This is a genomic window from Ollibium composti, assembly GCF_004801285.1.
GTDB lineage: Bacteria > Pseudomonadota > Alphaproteobacteria > Rhizobiales > Rhizobiaceae > Mesorhizobium > Mesorhizobium composti.
Window position 1 is genome coordinate 112,872 of the sequence record NZ_SSNY01000009.1, and the last position, 12,870, is coordinate 125,741.

General features: G+C 65.5%; 14 protein-coding genes. 9 read left to right on the forward strand and 5 right to left on the reverse strand.

What is annotated here, in order from left to right; genetic code table 11:
• The first annotated feature begins 26 nt into the window (after positions 1-26).
• On the forward strand, positions 27-1,433 hold the full coding sequence (locus tag E6C48_RS15805; RefSeq protein WP_136358918.1) for an ATP-binding protein: 1,407 nt from the start codon (positions 27-29) through the stop codon (positions 1,431-1,433).
• Between the two features lie 118 nt (positions 1,434-1,551).
• On the opposite strand, the gene E6C48_RS15810 is transcribed toward E6C48_RS15805, so the two are convergent.
• The 4 genes from E6C48_RS15810 to E6C48_RS15825 form a co-directional block, all read right to left on the reverse strand.
• Positions 1,552-1,911: a tRNA-binding protein gene (locus tag E6C48_RS15810; RefSeq protein ID WP_136358920.1), complete on the reverse strand. Its 360-nt coding sequence runs from the start codon at positions 1,909-1,911 to the stop codon at positions 1,552-1,554.
• 11 nt (positions 1,912-1,922) lie between these two features.
• Positions 1,923-2,423 carry a type III secretion system chaperone family protein gene (locus tag E6C48_RS15815; RefSeq protein ID WP_136358922.1) on the reverse strand — a complete coding sequence of 167 codons (501 nt, stop codon included), beginning with the start codon at positions 2,421-2,423 and terminating at the stop codon, positions 1,923-1,925.
• 314 nt (positions 2,424-2,737) lie between these two features.
• Complete coding sequence (locus E6C48_RS15820) at positions 2,738-3,037, reverse strand: accessory factor UbiK family protein (protein ID WP_136358924.1); 300 nt, start codon at positions 3,035-3,037, stop codon at positions 2,738-2,740.
• Between the two features lie 93 nt (positions 3,038-3,130).
• Positions 3,131-4,027, reverse strand: coding sequence for a GNAT family N-acetyltransferase (locus E6C48_RS15825; RefSeq protein WP_136358926.1), 897 nt, complete (start codon positions 4,025-4,027; stop codon positions 3,131-3,133).
• A gap of 167 nt (positions 4,028-4,194) precedes the next feature.
• On the opposite strand from E6C48_RS15825, the gene lgt reads away from it, so the two are divergent.
• The 6 genes from lgt to E6C48_RS15855 all read left to right on the forward strand — a co-directional run bounded on the left by lgt (position 4,195) and on the right by E6C48_RS15855 (position 9,785).
• Positions 4,195-5,046 (forward strand): prolipoprotein diacylglyceryl transferase, encoded by an 852-nt coding sequence (gene lgt, locus E6C48_RS15830; protein ID WP_136358928.1) that lies wholly within the window; start codon positions 4,195-4,197, stop codon positions 5,044-5,046.
• Positions 5,043-6,122 carry a class I SAM-dependent methyltransferase gene (locus tag E6C48_RS15835; protein WP_136358930.1) on the forward strand — a complete coding sequence of 360 codons (1,080 nt, stop codon included), beginning with the start codon at positions 5,043-5,045 and terminating at the stop codon, positions 6,120-6,122. The genes lgt and E6C48_RS15835 overlap by 4 nt, the downstream gene beginning before the upstream one ends.
• A gap of 72 nt (positions 6,123-6,194) precedes the next feature.
• Positions 6,195-6,989 (forward strand): peptidoglycan editing factor PgeF, encoded by a 795-nt coding sequence (gene pgeF / locus E6C48_RS15840; protein WP_136358932.1) that lies wholly within the window; start codon positions 6,195-6,197, stop codon positions 6,987-6,989.
• On the forward strand, positions 6,989-8,140 hold the full coding sequence (locus tag E6C48_RS15845) for a M24 family metallopeptidase (RefSeq protein ID WP_136358934.1): 1,152 nt from the start codon (positions 6,989-6,991) through the stop codon (positions 8,138-8,140). The genes pgeF and E6C48_RS15845 overlap by 1 nt, the downstream gene beginning before the upstream one ends.
• A 44-nt stretch (positions 8,141-8,184) precedes the next feature.
• The gene (locus E6C48_RS15850) at positions 8,185-8,745 is read left to right on the forward strand and encodes a hypothetical protein (protein ID WP_136358936.1); all 561 of its coding nucleotides are present in this window, start codon (positions 8,185-8,187) and stop codon (positions 8,743-8,745) included.
• 104 nt (positions 8,746-8,849) lie between these two features.
• Positions 8,850-9,785 carry a ribose-phosphate pyrophosphokinase gene (locus E6C48_RS15855; RefSeq protein WP_136358938.1) on the forward strand — a complete coding sequence of 312 codons (936 nt, stop codon included), beginning with the start codon at positions 8,850-8,852 and terminating at the stop codon, positions 9,783-9,785.
• 2 nt (positions 9,786-9,787) lie between these two features.
• Here the strand turns inward: E6C48_RS15855 and E6C48_RS15860 are convergent, their stop codons facing one another.
• Complete coding sequence (locus E6C48_RS15860) at positions 9,788-10,633, reverse strand: AraC family transcriptional regulator (RefSeq protein ID WP_136358940.1); 846 nt, start codon at positions 10,631-10,633, stop codon at positions 9,788-9,790.
• A gap of 124 nt (positions 10,634-10,757) precedes the next feature.
• Here E6C48_RS15860 and E6C48_RS15865 point away from each other — a divergent pair, with 124 nt between their 5' ends.
• Both E6C48_RS15865 and E6C48_RS15870 read left to right on the forward strand, forming a co-directional pair.
• Complete coding sequence (locus E6C48_RS15865) at positions 10,758-12,002, forward strand: MFS transporter (RefSeq protein ID WP_136358942.1); 1,245 nt, start codon at positions 10,758-10,760, stop codon at positions 12,000-12,002.
• A gap of 216 nt (positions 12,003-12,218) precedes the next feature.
• On the forward strand, positions 12,219-12,857 hold the full coding sequence (locus E6C48_RS15870; RefSeq protein WP_136358944.1) for a 50S ribosomal protein L25/general stress protein Ctc: 639 nt from the start codon (positions 12,219-12,221) through the stop codon (positions 12,855-12,857).
• Positions 12,858-12,870 lie beyond the last annotated feature (13 nt).

Sequence of the window (12,870 nt, forward strand, 5' to 3'; positions counted from 1 at the left end):
TTCCCGTCCGCATGAACGACACATTGATGGCAGCCACCGATTTGCAGCAGCCGAAATCGCCAAGCGTCGAGACACCGGGCGCGGTCGATACCATGCGGCACGCCTGGCGCCGCTTCTGGCGGCGGGTATCGCTTTACATGCCGAAGCGGCTCTACGCCCGCTCGCTGATCATCGTCATCGCGCCGATGTTCCTGCTGCAATCCGTCGTCGCCTTCGTCTTCATGGAGAGAAACTGGCAAACGGTCACGCTGCTCCTGTCGCAGTCGGTGGTGCGCGACATCGCCGCCATCATCGATGTGATGGAGACGTACCCGCACGACGCCGACTATGCCAACATCATCCGGATCGCGCAGGATCGCATGCAGCTGAAGGTCGACCTGCTGCCGCCCGATCCATTGCCGCCGCCCGGCCCAAAACCCTTCTTCTCGACGCTCGACGAACCGCTGTCGTCCGAGATCACCCGGCAGATCAACCGGCCGTTCTGGATCGATACGGTCGGCAACTCGAAGATCATCGAGGTCCGCATCCAGTTGGAAAACAAGGTCCTGCGCGTCTTCGTGCGCCGCAGCCAGGCCTATGCCTCGAACATGCAGGTGTTCCTGCTGTGGATGATCGGTACCTCCGTGGTGCTTCTGATGATCGCCATCCCGTTCCTGCGCAACCAGATCAAGCCGATCCTGACGTTGGCCGAGGCGGCGGAGAGCTTCGGCAAGGGGCGGCCGATGCCGCAGGATTTCCGCCCGCGCGGCGCCGAGGAAGTGCGCCGGGCCGGCTTCGCCTTCATCCAGATGCGCGAGCGCATCGAGCGTCAGATCGAGCAGCGCACGGCCATGCTGACCGGCGTCAGCCACGACCTCAGGACCATCCTCACCCGTTTCAAGCTGCAACTGGCGCTGACCGGCAAGAAGGGTGACATCGAAGCGATGAACCAGGACATCGACGACATGCAGTCGATGCTGGAAGGCTACATCGCCTTTGCCCGCGGCGAGGCCGCCGAGGACACCGGAAGGTTCGACCTGAACGCGTGCCTGAACAAGCTCACCGAAGAAGCGGCGCTGCGCAAACGCACCATCACCACCTCGCTGACCGGCGACAGCAACGTTCTGGTGCGGCCCAAGGCCTTCGCCCGCCTGCTGTCCAACATCGTCGGCAACGCCTTCCGCTACGCCAGGACGGTCGAGGTGAAAGCCGTCCATGGCAAAGGCTCGCTGGTCGTCACGGTGGATGACGACGGGCCGGGCATTGCGCCGGCCAAGCGCGAGGAGGTGTTCAAGCCGTTCGTCCGGCTCGACCAGGCGCGCAACCTCGATTCCAGCGGCACCGGCCTCGGCCTGGCCATCGCCCGCGACATCGCCCGCAGCCACGGCGGCGACATAACGCTGGAAGACAGCCCGCTGGGCGGCCTGCGCGCGGTGATCAGGATACCGGCCTGAACAGAGTTGGAAGCGCCTGGAGCATTTTGCAGCCAGACGGAATCGCCTAGCGTCGCACAAATGCGGCTAAAACAAAGAGGTAGATCGTTGCGCCGTTTCCGTGAAACGGTGAAACGCTCTAGAACAGCCTGCCGCCGTCCGGCACCTTGCGCTCGATGGCGCCGAGCACCACGTCGCCCTCTTCGTCCGGGAAGCCGAGCGTCAGCACTTCGGACATGAACGGGCCGATCTGGCGCGGCGGGAAATTCACCACCGCGAAGACCTGCCGGCCGACCAGCGTATCGGGCGCATAGTATTTGGTGATCTGCGCCGACGACTTCTTGACACCGATCTCCGGGCCGAAATCGATCCTGAGCTTGATCGCCGGCTTGCGCGCCTCCGGAAACGGTTCGGCGGCTACGATGGTGCCGGCCCTAATGTCGACCTTGTCGAAATCGGCGAAGCCGATCTCCGCCTTGCGCGCGCTGCCTGCACTCATGACCGGCTCGCTCAGGCGTTGCCGTGGGTTTCGAACAGGACGCTGGACAGCGCGTCCTTGGCCGAAGTGCCGGACCAGACGACGAACTGGAACGCCTGGAAATAGCATTCGCAGGCTTCCAGCGCCGACGACAGCAAGACCTCGACCTGCTGGCTGGAGGGCTCGACGCCGCCGGCGAGCAGCAGCGACTGCCTGAACATGATGGCGCCTTCCTGTTCCCACAGGTCGAAATGGCCGAACAGCATCTGCTCGTTGATGAGCGACAGCAGCCGCATCACCTCCAGCGCGCGCGATTCCGGCACCTTGATGTCGAAGGCACAAGCCAGGTGCAGCGCCTCGAAGTCCTCCATCCACGAGAAGGAGACGTGATAGTCCGTCCAGGTGCCGGCCACCGAGATGGAGATTTCATCGTCACCGGCGCGCTCGAAGGACCAGTCGTTGTTGTGGGCCACCTGCTCGATGACATCCACGGGATGAATTTCGCGGGAAATGTCGAGTTCCAGAAGTTCCATGATGCTTCCTGTCGTTCGAAGGAGCGCCGCCACGCTCCGTGGGAGGCACGCAACGAACACGTTTTAAGAACCCGGACGGTCATGACTGCGCGACGCAACAACCCATGACCGGAACCACACCGCCCGGCTGCAGGACCCGCTCCGAATCATGCAGCAAATTCAGTCTATTGATCGGGAGTCGCGTGACCAGCCCAATTTTTCGCGCTGCGTCATACGGGTGTGGAAAGCGCTGTCGCGCAGATTCATGCAATGCCGTTAAGCGATTCACGGCAAAGCGCTTTTCCCGAATCTAGCGTTGTGGAAAAGTTTAGCGATTATTTCCGCGCGCGGGGCTTGGCGCCGCCGCCGGCGGGGGTTCCGGCATCGCCGGCGAGCTTCGCTTCCAGCGCTTCGATGCGTGCCGTCAGCTGCGCGTTTTCCTCGCGCGCCTTCGTCGCCATCTCGCGCACCGCCTCGAATTCCTCGCGCTGCACGATGTCCATCGTGCCCAGGATACGTTCGGCCTGCGCCCGGAAGGCCGTCTCGACCTCGCGGCGCACGCCCTGCGCGGCGCCGGCCGCATCGGTCATCAGCTTGGCGAATTCGTCGAGAATGCGGTTCGGTCCGGTCGACATGGCAAAACCTCGCGTGGTCGATCTGACCTAGTGAGCATTGCTGCGGAATGCAAGCAGGCAGGCTGTTTTCAGGGCAGCTGCCGCCGCCTGCGGTCACATAAACCCGGGATTCCGGGGAAGGTATTGCGACCAGTTGCCGAAGGCTCGCGTCGACATCAGAACCATCGGAAAGGTGATGCGCATCCCATGCTCCATGGCCGTGGTCAGCGCCGGCTCGGCCACGCCCGGAACGAAGGCCGAGACCTGGGGCAAACCGCCCTCGCCGGCCAGCCGCAACGCGGTTCTGAAGGCGGCATCGAGATGATCGGGCCGCGTGACCGCCAGCGGCCCGATATGGCCGGTTTCGCTGATATAGGCGTAGCCAACGCAATCCTGCGCGACGTAGAGGCCGAAGCCTCGGGTCGCGCTGTCGCCGATCAGATAGCGGTGATGCTTTAGTCGCGACACACCCAGCGCTTCGATGTCGATCCGCACAAGGTCGGGAAGATGCGTTTCCTCCAGGGGACGACAATCCAGTTGCGGGCCGCGCAACCGGCTCGACACCCCTTCCCCGGCCGCGCTGACGATGTAGATGGGGAACCGCGGAAACATGCCGTGCCGCAGGTAAAGGCCTTGCGACACCGTGTTGAAGGTAAACGTGATCAAGGCCTTGCTGGCGGCACCCGACAGTCGGGCATGGTCCAGCGTCCTTTTCAGCAGCTCGTTGCCGATGCCGCTGCCTTGCCGGCCCGGCGACACGAACAATTGCGCCAGAAACCACAGGTCGCCGCTGACCCAGCTCCAGGCGAAGCCGACGATATTGGCGGCCTCCTCCGCTACCCACAGCCCGCCGGCATCGTCGTTCAGGGAAAAAAGCTGGAAACTGGGCGGCCGGGGCACCGCCATCGGACCGAAGCCGTGGCGACCGGTAAGATCGTTGATGCTGGCGACAACAAGAGCGTCGGCGCGCTCCAGATCTTGCGCACGGGCGGGTCGATAGAGGACTGGCATGGTGCCCTCCGCACAACGCCTCGAGGACAGGATATGCCTGCGACAGGTGAAGTCAAATGATGTCGTCCATGGCCGACGCCTTGCCTTGACCCTGCCAAAACCCTGCCGCATGGTCCGCCGCACGCTCCGGCCGCAATGCCGGACCTACCCCGTTCGAGAGACCGACCTTGCCGCTTGCAATCCTGCCCTTCCCGAACATCGACCCGATCATCGTGCAGATCGGGCCGCTGGCGATCCACTGGTACGGCGTCGGCTACATCGTCGGCATCCTGTTCGCCTGGTGGTACGCCAAGCGCCTCGCCTCGAACCCCCGCCTATGGCCTGATGGCACCCTGCCGATGAAACCGCAGGATCTCGACGACTTCATCGTCTGGGCGGCGGTTGGCGTGGTCCTCGGCGGCCGTACCGGCTACGTGCTGTTCTACGACCTGCCGCGCTACCTCGCCCATCCGCTCGACATCTTCGCCGTCTGGCAGGGCGGCATGTCCTTCCATGGCGGCTTCCTAGGCGTCGTCGTCGCCATGATCCTGTTCGCGCGCTCGCGCGGCATCCGCGCCTGGACCCTGTTCGACGTCGTCGCCGCCGGCGTGCCGGTGGGGCTCGGCCTCGTGCGCGTCGCCAACTTTATCAATTCGGAGCTGTGGGGCAGGCTCACCGACGTGCCATGGGCGATCGAATTTCCCAATGGCGGCCCCTTTCCGCGCCATCCGAGCCAGCTCTACGAGGCCCTGCTGGAAGGGCTCGTGCTGTTCCTGGTGCTCCGCTTCCTCACCCACTCCCGGCTGAAGCTGACGCGCCCCGGCTTCATCGCCGGCGCCTTCGTCTGCGGCTACGGCCTGTCGCGCATCTTCGTCGAGTTCTTCCGCGAACCGGACCAGCAGCTCGGCTATCTGCTCGGCACCGGCTGGCTGACCATGGGCATGGTGCTGTCCACGCCGATGGTGCTGGCCGGCATATGGGCGATGGCGAGGGCGAAACGGACTGCTGCGCCCCAGCCAGCGGACGCGCCGCCCGCATGACGCCGCTCAGCAAACGCATCGCCGGGCTGATCGAGGCGCTCGGACCGATCTCAGTCAGCGAATACATGGCGCTGTGCCTGTCCGATCCCGACTACGGTTATTACACGACGCGCCAGCCCTTCGGACGCGACGGCGATTTCACCACCGCGCCGGAAATCAGCCAAATGTTCGGTGAGCTGGTCGGTGTCTGGCTGGCATCCGCCTGGCAGGCGCTCGACCGTCCCGCCGGCGCCATGGTGGTCGAGATCGGCCCCGGCCGCGGCACGCTGATGAAGGACATCGCCCGCACGCTTACCCGTGCCGCACCCGTCCTGCGTGACGGCGCGACTTTCCACCTGATCGAAACCAGCCCTGGCCTGCGCGATATGCAGGCGGCGACGCTGGCCGACAGCGGTAGCTTCGCCTGGCACGCCGATATCGCGGAGCTGCCCAATCGCCCCCTCTTCATCGTCGGCAACGAACTGTTCGATGCCCTGCCCGTCCACCAGTATGTGCTTGCAGCCAACGGCTGGCGCGAACGGGTCGTGGGCCTGGATGACGACGATGCGCTGCACTTCTACGCCGGCGCAGGCTCCGTCGATCCCTCGCTCCTGCCCCGCGATGCCGATGCCGCCCCGGAAGGCGCCATCGTCGAAATTTCCCCTGCCCGCGCCGCCCTCATGCATAAAATCGCCGGGCGCATCGCCGCCCGCTCCGGCGCAGGCCTGTTCATCGACTACGGCTATGCCGTGCCGGCCGTCGGCGACACGTTGCAAGCCGTGCTGAAGCACGCCTACGACGATCCGCTCGCTCACCCCGGCGAAGCGGACCTCACCGCGCATGTCGATTTCTCCGCATTGGCGCAAACCGCCCGGCAAACAGGCCTCGAAACCCATCTCCTGAGGCAGGGCGAATTCCTGCTCGGAATGGGGCTTCTGGAACGTGCCGGCCAGCTCGGCGCCCGTGCCGACGCAGCGACGCGCGAGCGCATTTCCGGCGAGGTCGAACGTCTCGCCGGCCCCGAGGCGATGGGGACCCTCTTCAAGGCGCTGGCAGTCCTGCCGCCGGGCGTCGCGGTGGAACCGTTCCGTCGCTGATCCGGAAAGCCGGCAAAGCACGGCAGCTATCCGCGCTTGACGAAACCGCCTCCGGGAGAGGACAAAGCGGCAATGCTGAATCAAGTCACTTTGGACCCCATCCGGTCCCCCGAGCTCGACGCGGCGCGCGCCAGGGGCGTCCGCCACGGCTATTTCACCCGCGTCGGCGGCGTCTCGACGGGCATCTATGAAGGCCTCAACACCGGCCCGGGCTCGGCCGACGACCCGGCGCATATCGGCGAGAACCGCCGCCGCGTCGCCACCTGGATGGGCGTGGCGCCGAGTCATCTGCTCAATGTCCACCAGATTCATTCGCCGGACGTCATCGTCGCCCGCGAGCCGTTCGCCGGCTCGCGTCCCAAGGCGGACGCCATCGTCACCGACCGGCCCGGCATCGCCGTCGCCGCCTCGAGCGCCGATTGCGGCCCCGTCCTGTTCGCCGATGTGGAGGCGCGCGTCATCGGTGCCGCGCACGCCGGCTGGAAGGGCGCCTTCACCGGCATTCTGGAAAACACCGTCGCCACCATGGAGACGCTCGGCGCCCGCCGCGACCGCATTGTCGCCGTGCTCGGCCCCTCCATCGGCCCGAAGAATTATGAGGTCGGCCCGGAATTCGTCGCTCGCTTCGTCGAGGCCGACGCCGGCAACGCCGCCTATTTCGCGCCGTCCGCCAAGGCCGGCCACGCCATGTTCGACCTGAACCGCTACACGGTGGACCGCCTGGCAAGGGCCGGCGTCGAGGCGCACGGCCTCGGCCGCTGCACCTACGCGGAGGGCGACCTGTTCTTTTCCTACCGCCGCTCAACCCATCGCAACGAGCCCGACTATGGCCGGCAGGTGTCGGCGATCGTCCTGGAGGACAACTGATGGCCCTGCATTTCGAGCGCTCCGAGTTCGATGCCCGCCGCGACCGGCTGATGATCGAGATGGCCGAGAAGAAGCTGGACGCTGTCCTCCTGTTCGCGCAGGAGAGCATGTACTGGCTGACCGGCTACGACACGTTCGGCTTCTGCTTCTTCCAGTGCCTGATCGTGAAGGCCGACGGCTCGATGGTGCTGCTCACCCGCTCGGCCGACCTGCGCCAGGCCCGCCAGACCTCGACCATCGAGAACATCGTCGTGTGGACCGACCGCGCCGACGCCAATCCGGCGATCGACCTGCGCAATCTCCTGAACGACCTGGACCTTCTCGGCGCCCGCATCGGCGTCGAATACGACACGCACGGGCTGACCGCCTATAACGGCCGCCGGCTGGACGAGCAGTTGCAGACCTTCGGCCAGATCGCCGACGCGTCGGGCATCGTCGGGCGGCTGCGCCTGTTCAAGAGCCCGGCCGAGATCGCCAAGGTCGAGAAGGCGGCAAGCCTGTCGGACGACGCACTGGACGCCGCCCTTCCGCTCATCAAGCAGGGCGGCGATGAGGCCGCCATCCTCGCCGCCATGCAGGGCACGATCTTCGCCGGCGGCGGCGACTATCCGGCCAACGAATTCATCATCGGCTCCGGCGCCGACGCGCTCCTGTGCCGCTATCACGCCGGCCGCCGCAAGCTGACCAAGAACGACCAGCTGACGCTGGAATGGGCGGGCGTATTCCATCACTACCACGCGCCGATGATGCGCACGATCCTCACCGGCAAGGCCTCCAAGCGCCATCAGGAACTGTTCGAGGCCTCGCGCGACGCGCTGCTCGCCGTCGAGAAGGCGATGACGCCCGGCAACACCTTCGGCGACGTCTTCGACGCGCATGCCCGCACCATGGAAGCACACGGCCTGACCCGCCACCGCCTCAACGCCTGCGGCTATTCCGTCGGCGCCCGCTTCACGCCGTCCTGGATGGACATGCCGATGTTCTATCAGGCCAATCCCGAGCCGATCGCGCCCAACATGACGCTGTTCGCGCACATGATCATCATGGATTCCGAGACGGAAACCGCCATGACGCTCGGCCGCACCTATCTCACCACCGAAACCGCGCCCAAGGCGCTCTCGCGCCATGATCTCGACTTGATCGTGCGGTGATTTCGATGCGAGGGGGCGTTCGCCGACGAAGAGTTTCCGGACCGATGAAGCGCCTCCATGCCACGGCCGTATCGCTGCTCGCCGCAGCCGCCCTGTCGGCCTGCAACACCAGCGACGTGCTCCAGCCGACCGCAACCCCGCAGCCTGCTGCCTCGGCCGCTGCCGGCCCGGCGACCGCGACCCAGCCGGCGCTGGCTCCCGCGCAGCTCTCGGCGGAGGCCAAGGCGGCGATCGCCAGGATGCGCCTCCAGATCGCGCCGATGGTCGGCACCACGGTGGAAGCGGCCGGCCCCCTGACCGAGCAGCTCAATCTGCGCGCCCGCGAGCGCGGCATCCAGCTCGCCGGCAGCACCGACAGCAACGCAACCCATGTGCTGAAAGGTTATTTCTCGCTGCTGAGCGAAGGCAAGGACACCACCGTCATCTATGTCTGGGACGTCTACGATCCCGCCGGGAACCGGCTGCACCGGATCAACGGCCAGCAGAAGGTGGAGCAGCCGGGCAGCGGCGAGGGCTGGGCGGCGGTGCCGCCGCAAACCATGCAGGCGATCGCTGACGCTACAATGAACCAGCTCGTCGCCTGGCTGGCCGGCACTCCCGGCTAAACGACGCCTTTGTTGGGATTATCCGGCCAAATCGCGTTTGCAGCGCTTGCAATACGGGAAATGACCGTTAAAAGCCCGGGTGACTTCTCCTTCAGGTACAGCGCATGAAACTCTTCGCGGGCAATTCCAATCGGGTGCTGGCTGAAGCGGTCGCCCGCTATCTCAACATTCCGCTCGGCAAGGCCAGCGTCCGGCGCTTCGCCGATCAGGAAATCTTCGTCGAAATCCAGGAAAACGTGCGCGGCGAGGACGTCTTCGTTCTCCAGTCCACCTCCTTCCCGACCAACGATCACCTGATGGAACTGCTCATCATGATCGACGCCTTCATGCGCTCCTCGGCGCGGCGCATCACGGCGGTCATCCCCTATTTCGGCTATGCAAGGCAGGATCGCCGCGCATCCGGCCGCACGCCGATCTCGGCCAAGCTGGTCGCCAACATGATCGCCCGCGCCGGCGCCAGCCGCGTCCTGACGCTCGATCTTCATGCCGGCCAGATCCAGGGCTTCTTCGATATCCCGACCGACAACCTGTTCTCGGTGCCGGTCATGGCGCGCGACGTGAAGGCCAAGTACAAGCAGATCGGCAACGTCATGGTGGTGTCGCCCGACACCGGCGGCGTGGTGCGCGCCCGGGCGCTGGCCAAGCGCATCGACGGCCAGCTCGCCATCGTCGACAAGCGCCGCGAACGGCCCGGCGAATCCGAGGTCATGAACGTCATCGGCGACGTCGCCGGCAAGGACTGCCTGCTGTTCGACGACATCGTCGATTCCGGCGGCACGCTGTGCAACGCCGCCGACGCGCTGCTCGCCAAGGGCGCCACCAGCGTCACTGCCTACATCACCCACGGCGTGCTGTCGGGCGGGGCGATTGCCCGCATCACCGGCTCCCAGCTTCAGGAACTGGTCATCACCGATTCCATTCAGCCGACCCAGGCCGTCATCGACGCGCCGAACATCCGAGTCGTCTCCATCGGCGACCTGATCGGCGAGGCGATCTCGCGCACCGCGACGGAAGAATCCGTCTCCAGCCTGTTCGACTAGCCTTAAGCCGAAATCTTTTCGGATTCGCGCGCGCCGCGCAGGTAGCCGCGCGGCGCGGTTCCCAGCATGCGCCTGAACATGGTGGTGAAGGCCGGAACGCTGTCATAGCCGAGATCGAGCGCCACGCGCGTGATCGGCTCGCCGTCCGTCAGCCGCGGCAAGGCGGCGAACAGCAGCGCCTGCTGGCGCCATGTCGACAGCGACAATCCAGTCTGCCTCTGGAAGGTGCGCGTGAAGGTGCGGCGGCTCATGCCGGCCAGCGCCGCCCATTCGTCGATCGTGGCGCGCGGCGAGGGCTGCGCGAGAAAACGGCGGCAAACCGCTGCGATCTTCGCGTCCGTGGGAAAAGGCAATCCCAGCGGCCGCTCGGGCATCGCCGGTATCTCGTGCAGGAGCAGCGCGAGCACGAGCCTGGCGCGCGGCGAAGGCTCCACCTCGTCCGGCAGCGACACCGCTTCGACGATCAGGCTGCGCATCAGGTCGCTGACGCCGACGACCCGCAGCCTTGCCGGCAGGCCGGCGATGGCGTCGGGCACCACATAGAGCGAGCGCATCGAGACATTGCCCAGCATGTCGACCGAGTGCTCGATGCCGGCCGGGATCCACATGGCGTGGTCCGGCGGCACCATCCAGCGGCCTGATTGCGTGCTGACCAGCACGACCCCGGTCAGCGCATGGAGAAGCTGGCTGCGGCTGTGGCGGTGGCCGGGCACATGATAACTGTCGGGATATTCCGACGGCAGCGCCACGATCGACCCGGCGGCTTTTTCCAGCCAGTCCAGCCGCTCGCGATGCAACCGGAACAGCTCGGTGGCCGGCGCATGCAGATAGGAAACCGAATTCGGCATGAAACTTGGCCCACTTGCGAAGATAATGGATCAAACCACGAAAGAAGTCGTTGCACAACCGGACTATAAGCGCTGCCGCGATCCGGGACCGACTCGCAATGACGGTCGGCCCGGGACGGCAAGCATGAAGACGGAGCAGATCGTGACCGACACCACCACAACAGCCCCCTCCCCGTCCGCGCCGGTCAGCGCCACGGCGACGGCGTTCACGGTCATCCTGGCGGTAAGCCTCTGCCACGGCATCAACGACATCATGCAGTCGCTTCTGGCCGCCATCTATCCGCTGCTGAAGGACAACTATCATCTCGATTTCTGGCAGATCGGCCTGCTGACCTTCACTTTCCAGCTCACCGCCTCGCTGCTCCAGCCGGTCGTCGGCCTTGTCACCGACAAGCGCCCCATGCCCTATTCCCTGCCCTGGGGCATGGCCTCCTCGCTGGTCGGCCTGATCGTGCTCGCCTATGCCGGACACTACTGGATCCTGCTTGCCGGCGCCTCGCTGATCGGCATCGGCTCGGCCGTATTCCACCCCGAATCCTCGCGCATCGCCCGTCTGGCGTCCGGCGGCAGGCACGGGCTCGCCCAGTCGCTGTTCCAGGTCGGCGGCAATGCCGGCCAGGCTGTCGGCCCGCTGCTGGCGGCGTTCATCGTCGTGCCGTTCGGCCAGTCCAGCATCGCCTGGTTCGCGATCGCCTCGCTGATCGGCATCGTCGTTCTGTGGAAGGTCGGCAACTGGTACAACAGCGTCCGCGCCAACACGGCACGCAAGACGGCGGCGTTCGTCTCGCCGTTCACGCAGCGCCGCGTGTTCTGGGCGCTGGTCGTGCTGGCGCTGCTGACCTTCTCCAAGAACGCCTACATGGCGAGCCTCTCCAGCTACTACACCTTCTACACCATCGAGAAGTTCGGCGTTTCGGTGTCGGTCTCGCAGGTATTGCTGTTCGTCTTCCTCGGCGCCAACGCGCTCGGCATCCTGCTCGGCGGTCCCTTTGGCGACCGCTACGGCCAGAAGGCGATGATCTGGTTCTCCATCGTCGGCGTGCTGCCCTTCACGCTCGCCTTGCCCTACGCCAACCTCGAATGGACGATCGTCTTGACCATCGTGATCGGCCTGATCCTGTCGTCGGCCTTCTCCAACATCGTCGTCCTGGCGCAGGAACTGGTGCCCGGCCGTGTCGGCATGGTCGCCGGCATCTTCTTCGGCTTCGCCTTCGGCATGGGCGGCATCGCCGCTGCGGCGCTCGGCGTCGTCGCCGACGCAAAGGGCATCGACTATGTCTACAAGCTCTGCTCGTACCTGCCGCTGGTCGGATTGCTGACCGTCTTCCTGCCCAACATGCGCAAGGGCAGGCAGGCGATCGCCCACTGAACCGGCGCCTTGCGCCGGGCGACGGCATCGGTTATAGCACCGCCACCCGCGTAGACACCCTTGGAGGCAACGCGGGCGAGGGCCGCCAGGCTCGCATGATCCCAAAAAGTGGATTCCGGTTTTTGGGCCAGGTCATGCGCAAAGATGGCGGCTTTCGACGTTTCCGGACCCGGCTCCGCCGATCCGCAGACGCTCCACAACACGAAAGGAAAAGCCATGAGCCAAGCTTCTTACGAGCTCAAGGCCGAAGCGCGCGAACAGGTCGGTAAGGGGTCCGCCCGTGCAGTCCGCCGCAACGGTAAAGTACCCGCCGTCATCTACGGCGAAAAGCAGCCTCCCCTGGCGATCGCCCTGTCCTACAAGGAAATCTTCTACAAGATCCACGGCGGCGGTTTCCTGACCACCGTGGCGACGATCGACGTCGACGGCAAGAAGATCCAGGTCCTGCCGAAGGATTACCAACTCGACCCGGTCAAGGACTTCCCCCTGCATGTCGACTTCCTGCGCGTCGGCAAGGACACCGTCGTCAACGTCAACGTGCCGGTCCACTTCATCAACGAAGAGAAGTCGCCCGGCATCAAGCGTGGCGGCGTTCTGAACGTCGTGCGCCATGAGGTGGAGTTCCACTGCCCGGCCAACGCCATTCCGGATTCCATCACCGTTGACCTGTCGGGCGCCGAGATCGGCGACTCCATCCACATCTCGGCGGTGACGCTGCCGGCCGGCGTCAAGCCGGTCATTTCGGATCGCGACTTCACCATTGCCACCATCGCCGGCACCGCTGCCGCCAAGCCCGAGACGGACGAAGCCGCCGCGCCGGCCGCCGCTGCCGAGGACGAAGCGGAAGAGAAGTAATTTTGTCGCCCGG

Excerpts from the sequence above, each read along its gene's own strand:
- E6C48_RS15805 (WP_136358918.1), top strand. The coding sequence starts at position 27 with ATGGCAGCCACCGATTTGCAGCAGCCGAAATCGCCAAGCGTCGAGACA.
- E6C48_RS15810 (WP_136358920.1), bottom strand. The coding sequence starts at position 1,911 with ATGAGTGCAGGCAGCGCGCGCAAGGCGGAGATCGGCTTCGCCGATTTC.
- E6C48_RS15815 (WP_136358922.1), bottom strand. The coding sequence starts at position 2,423 with ATGGAACTTCTGGAACTCGACATTTCCCGCGAAATTCATCCCGTGGAT.
- E6C48_RS15820 (WP_136358924.1), bottom strand. The coding sequence starts at position 3,037 with ATGTCGACCGGACCGAACCGCATTCTCGACGAATTCGCCAAGCTGATG.
- E6C48_RS15825 (WP_136358926.1), bottom strand. The coding sequence starts at position 4,027 with ATGCCAGTCCTCTATCGACCCGCCCGTGCGCAAGATCTGGAGCGCGCC.
- E6C48_RS15835 (WP_136358930.1), top strand. The coding sequence starts at position 5,043 with ATGACGCCGCTCAGCAAACGCATCGCCGGGCTGATCGAGGCGCTCGGA.
- pgeF (WP_136358932.1), top strand. The coding sequence starts at position 6,195 with ATGCTGAATCAAGTCACTTTGGACCCCATCCGGTCCCCCGAGCTCGAC.
- E6C48_RS15845 (WP_136358934.1), top strand. The coding sequence starts at position 6,989 with ATGGCCCTGCATTTCGAGCGCTCCGAGTTCGATGCCCGCCGCGACCGG.
- E6C48_RS15850 (WP_136358936.1), top strand. The coding sequence starts at position 8,185 with ATGAAGCGCCTCCATGCCACGGCCGTATCGCTGCTCGCCGCAGCCGCC.
- E6C48_RS15855 (WP_136358938.1), top strand. The coding sequence starts at position 8,850 with ATGAAACTCTTCGCGGGCAATTCCAATCGGGTGCTGGCTGAAGCGGTC.
- E6C48_RS15860 (WP_136358940.1), bottom strand. The coding sequence starts at position 10,633 with ATGCCGAATTCGGTTTCCTATCTGCATGCGCCGGCCACCGAGCTGTTC.
- E6C48_RS15865 (WP_136358942.1), top strand. The coding sequence starts at position 10,758 with ATGAAGACGGAGCAGATCGTGACCGACACCACCACAACAGCCCCCTCC.
- E6C48_RS15870 (WP_136358944.1), top strand. The coding sequence starts at position 12,219 with ATGAGCCAAGCTTCTTACGAGCTCAAGGCCGAAGCGCGCGAACAGGTC.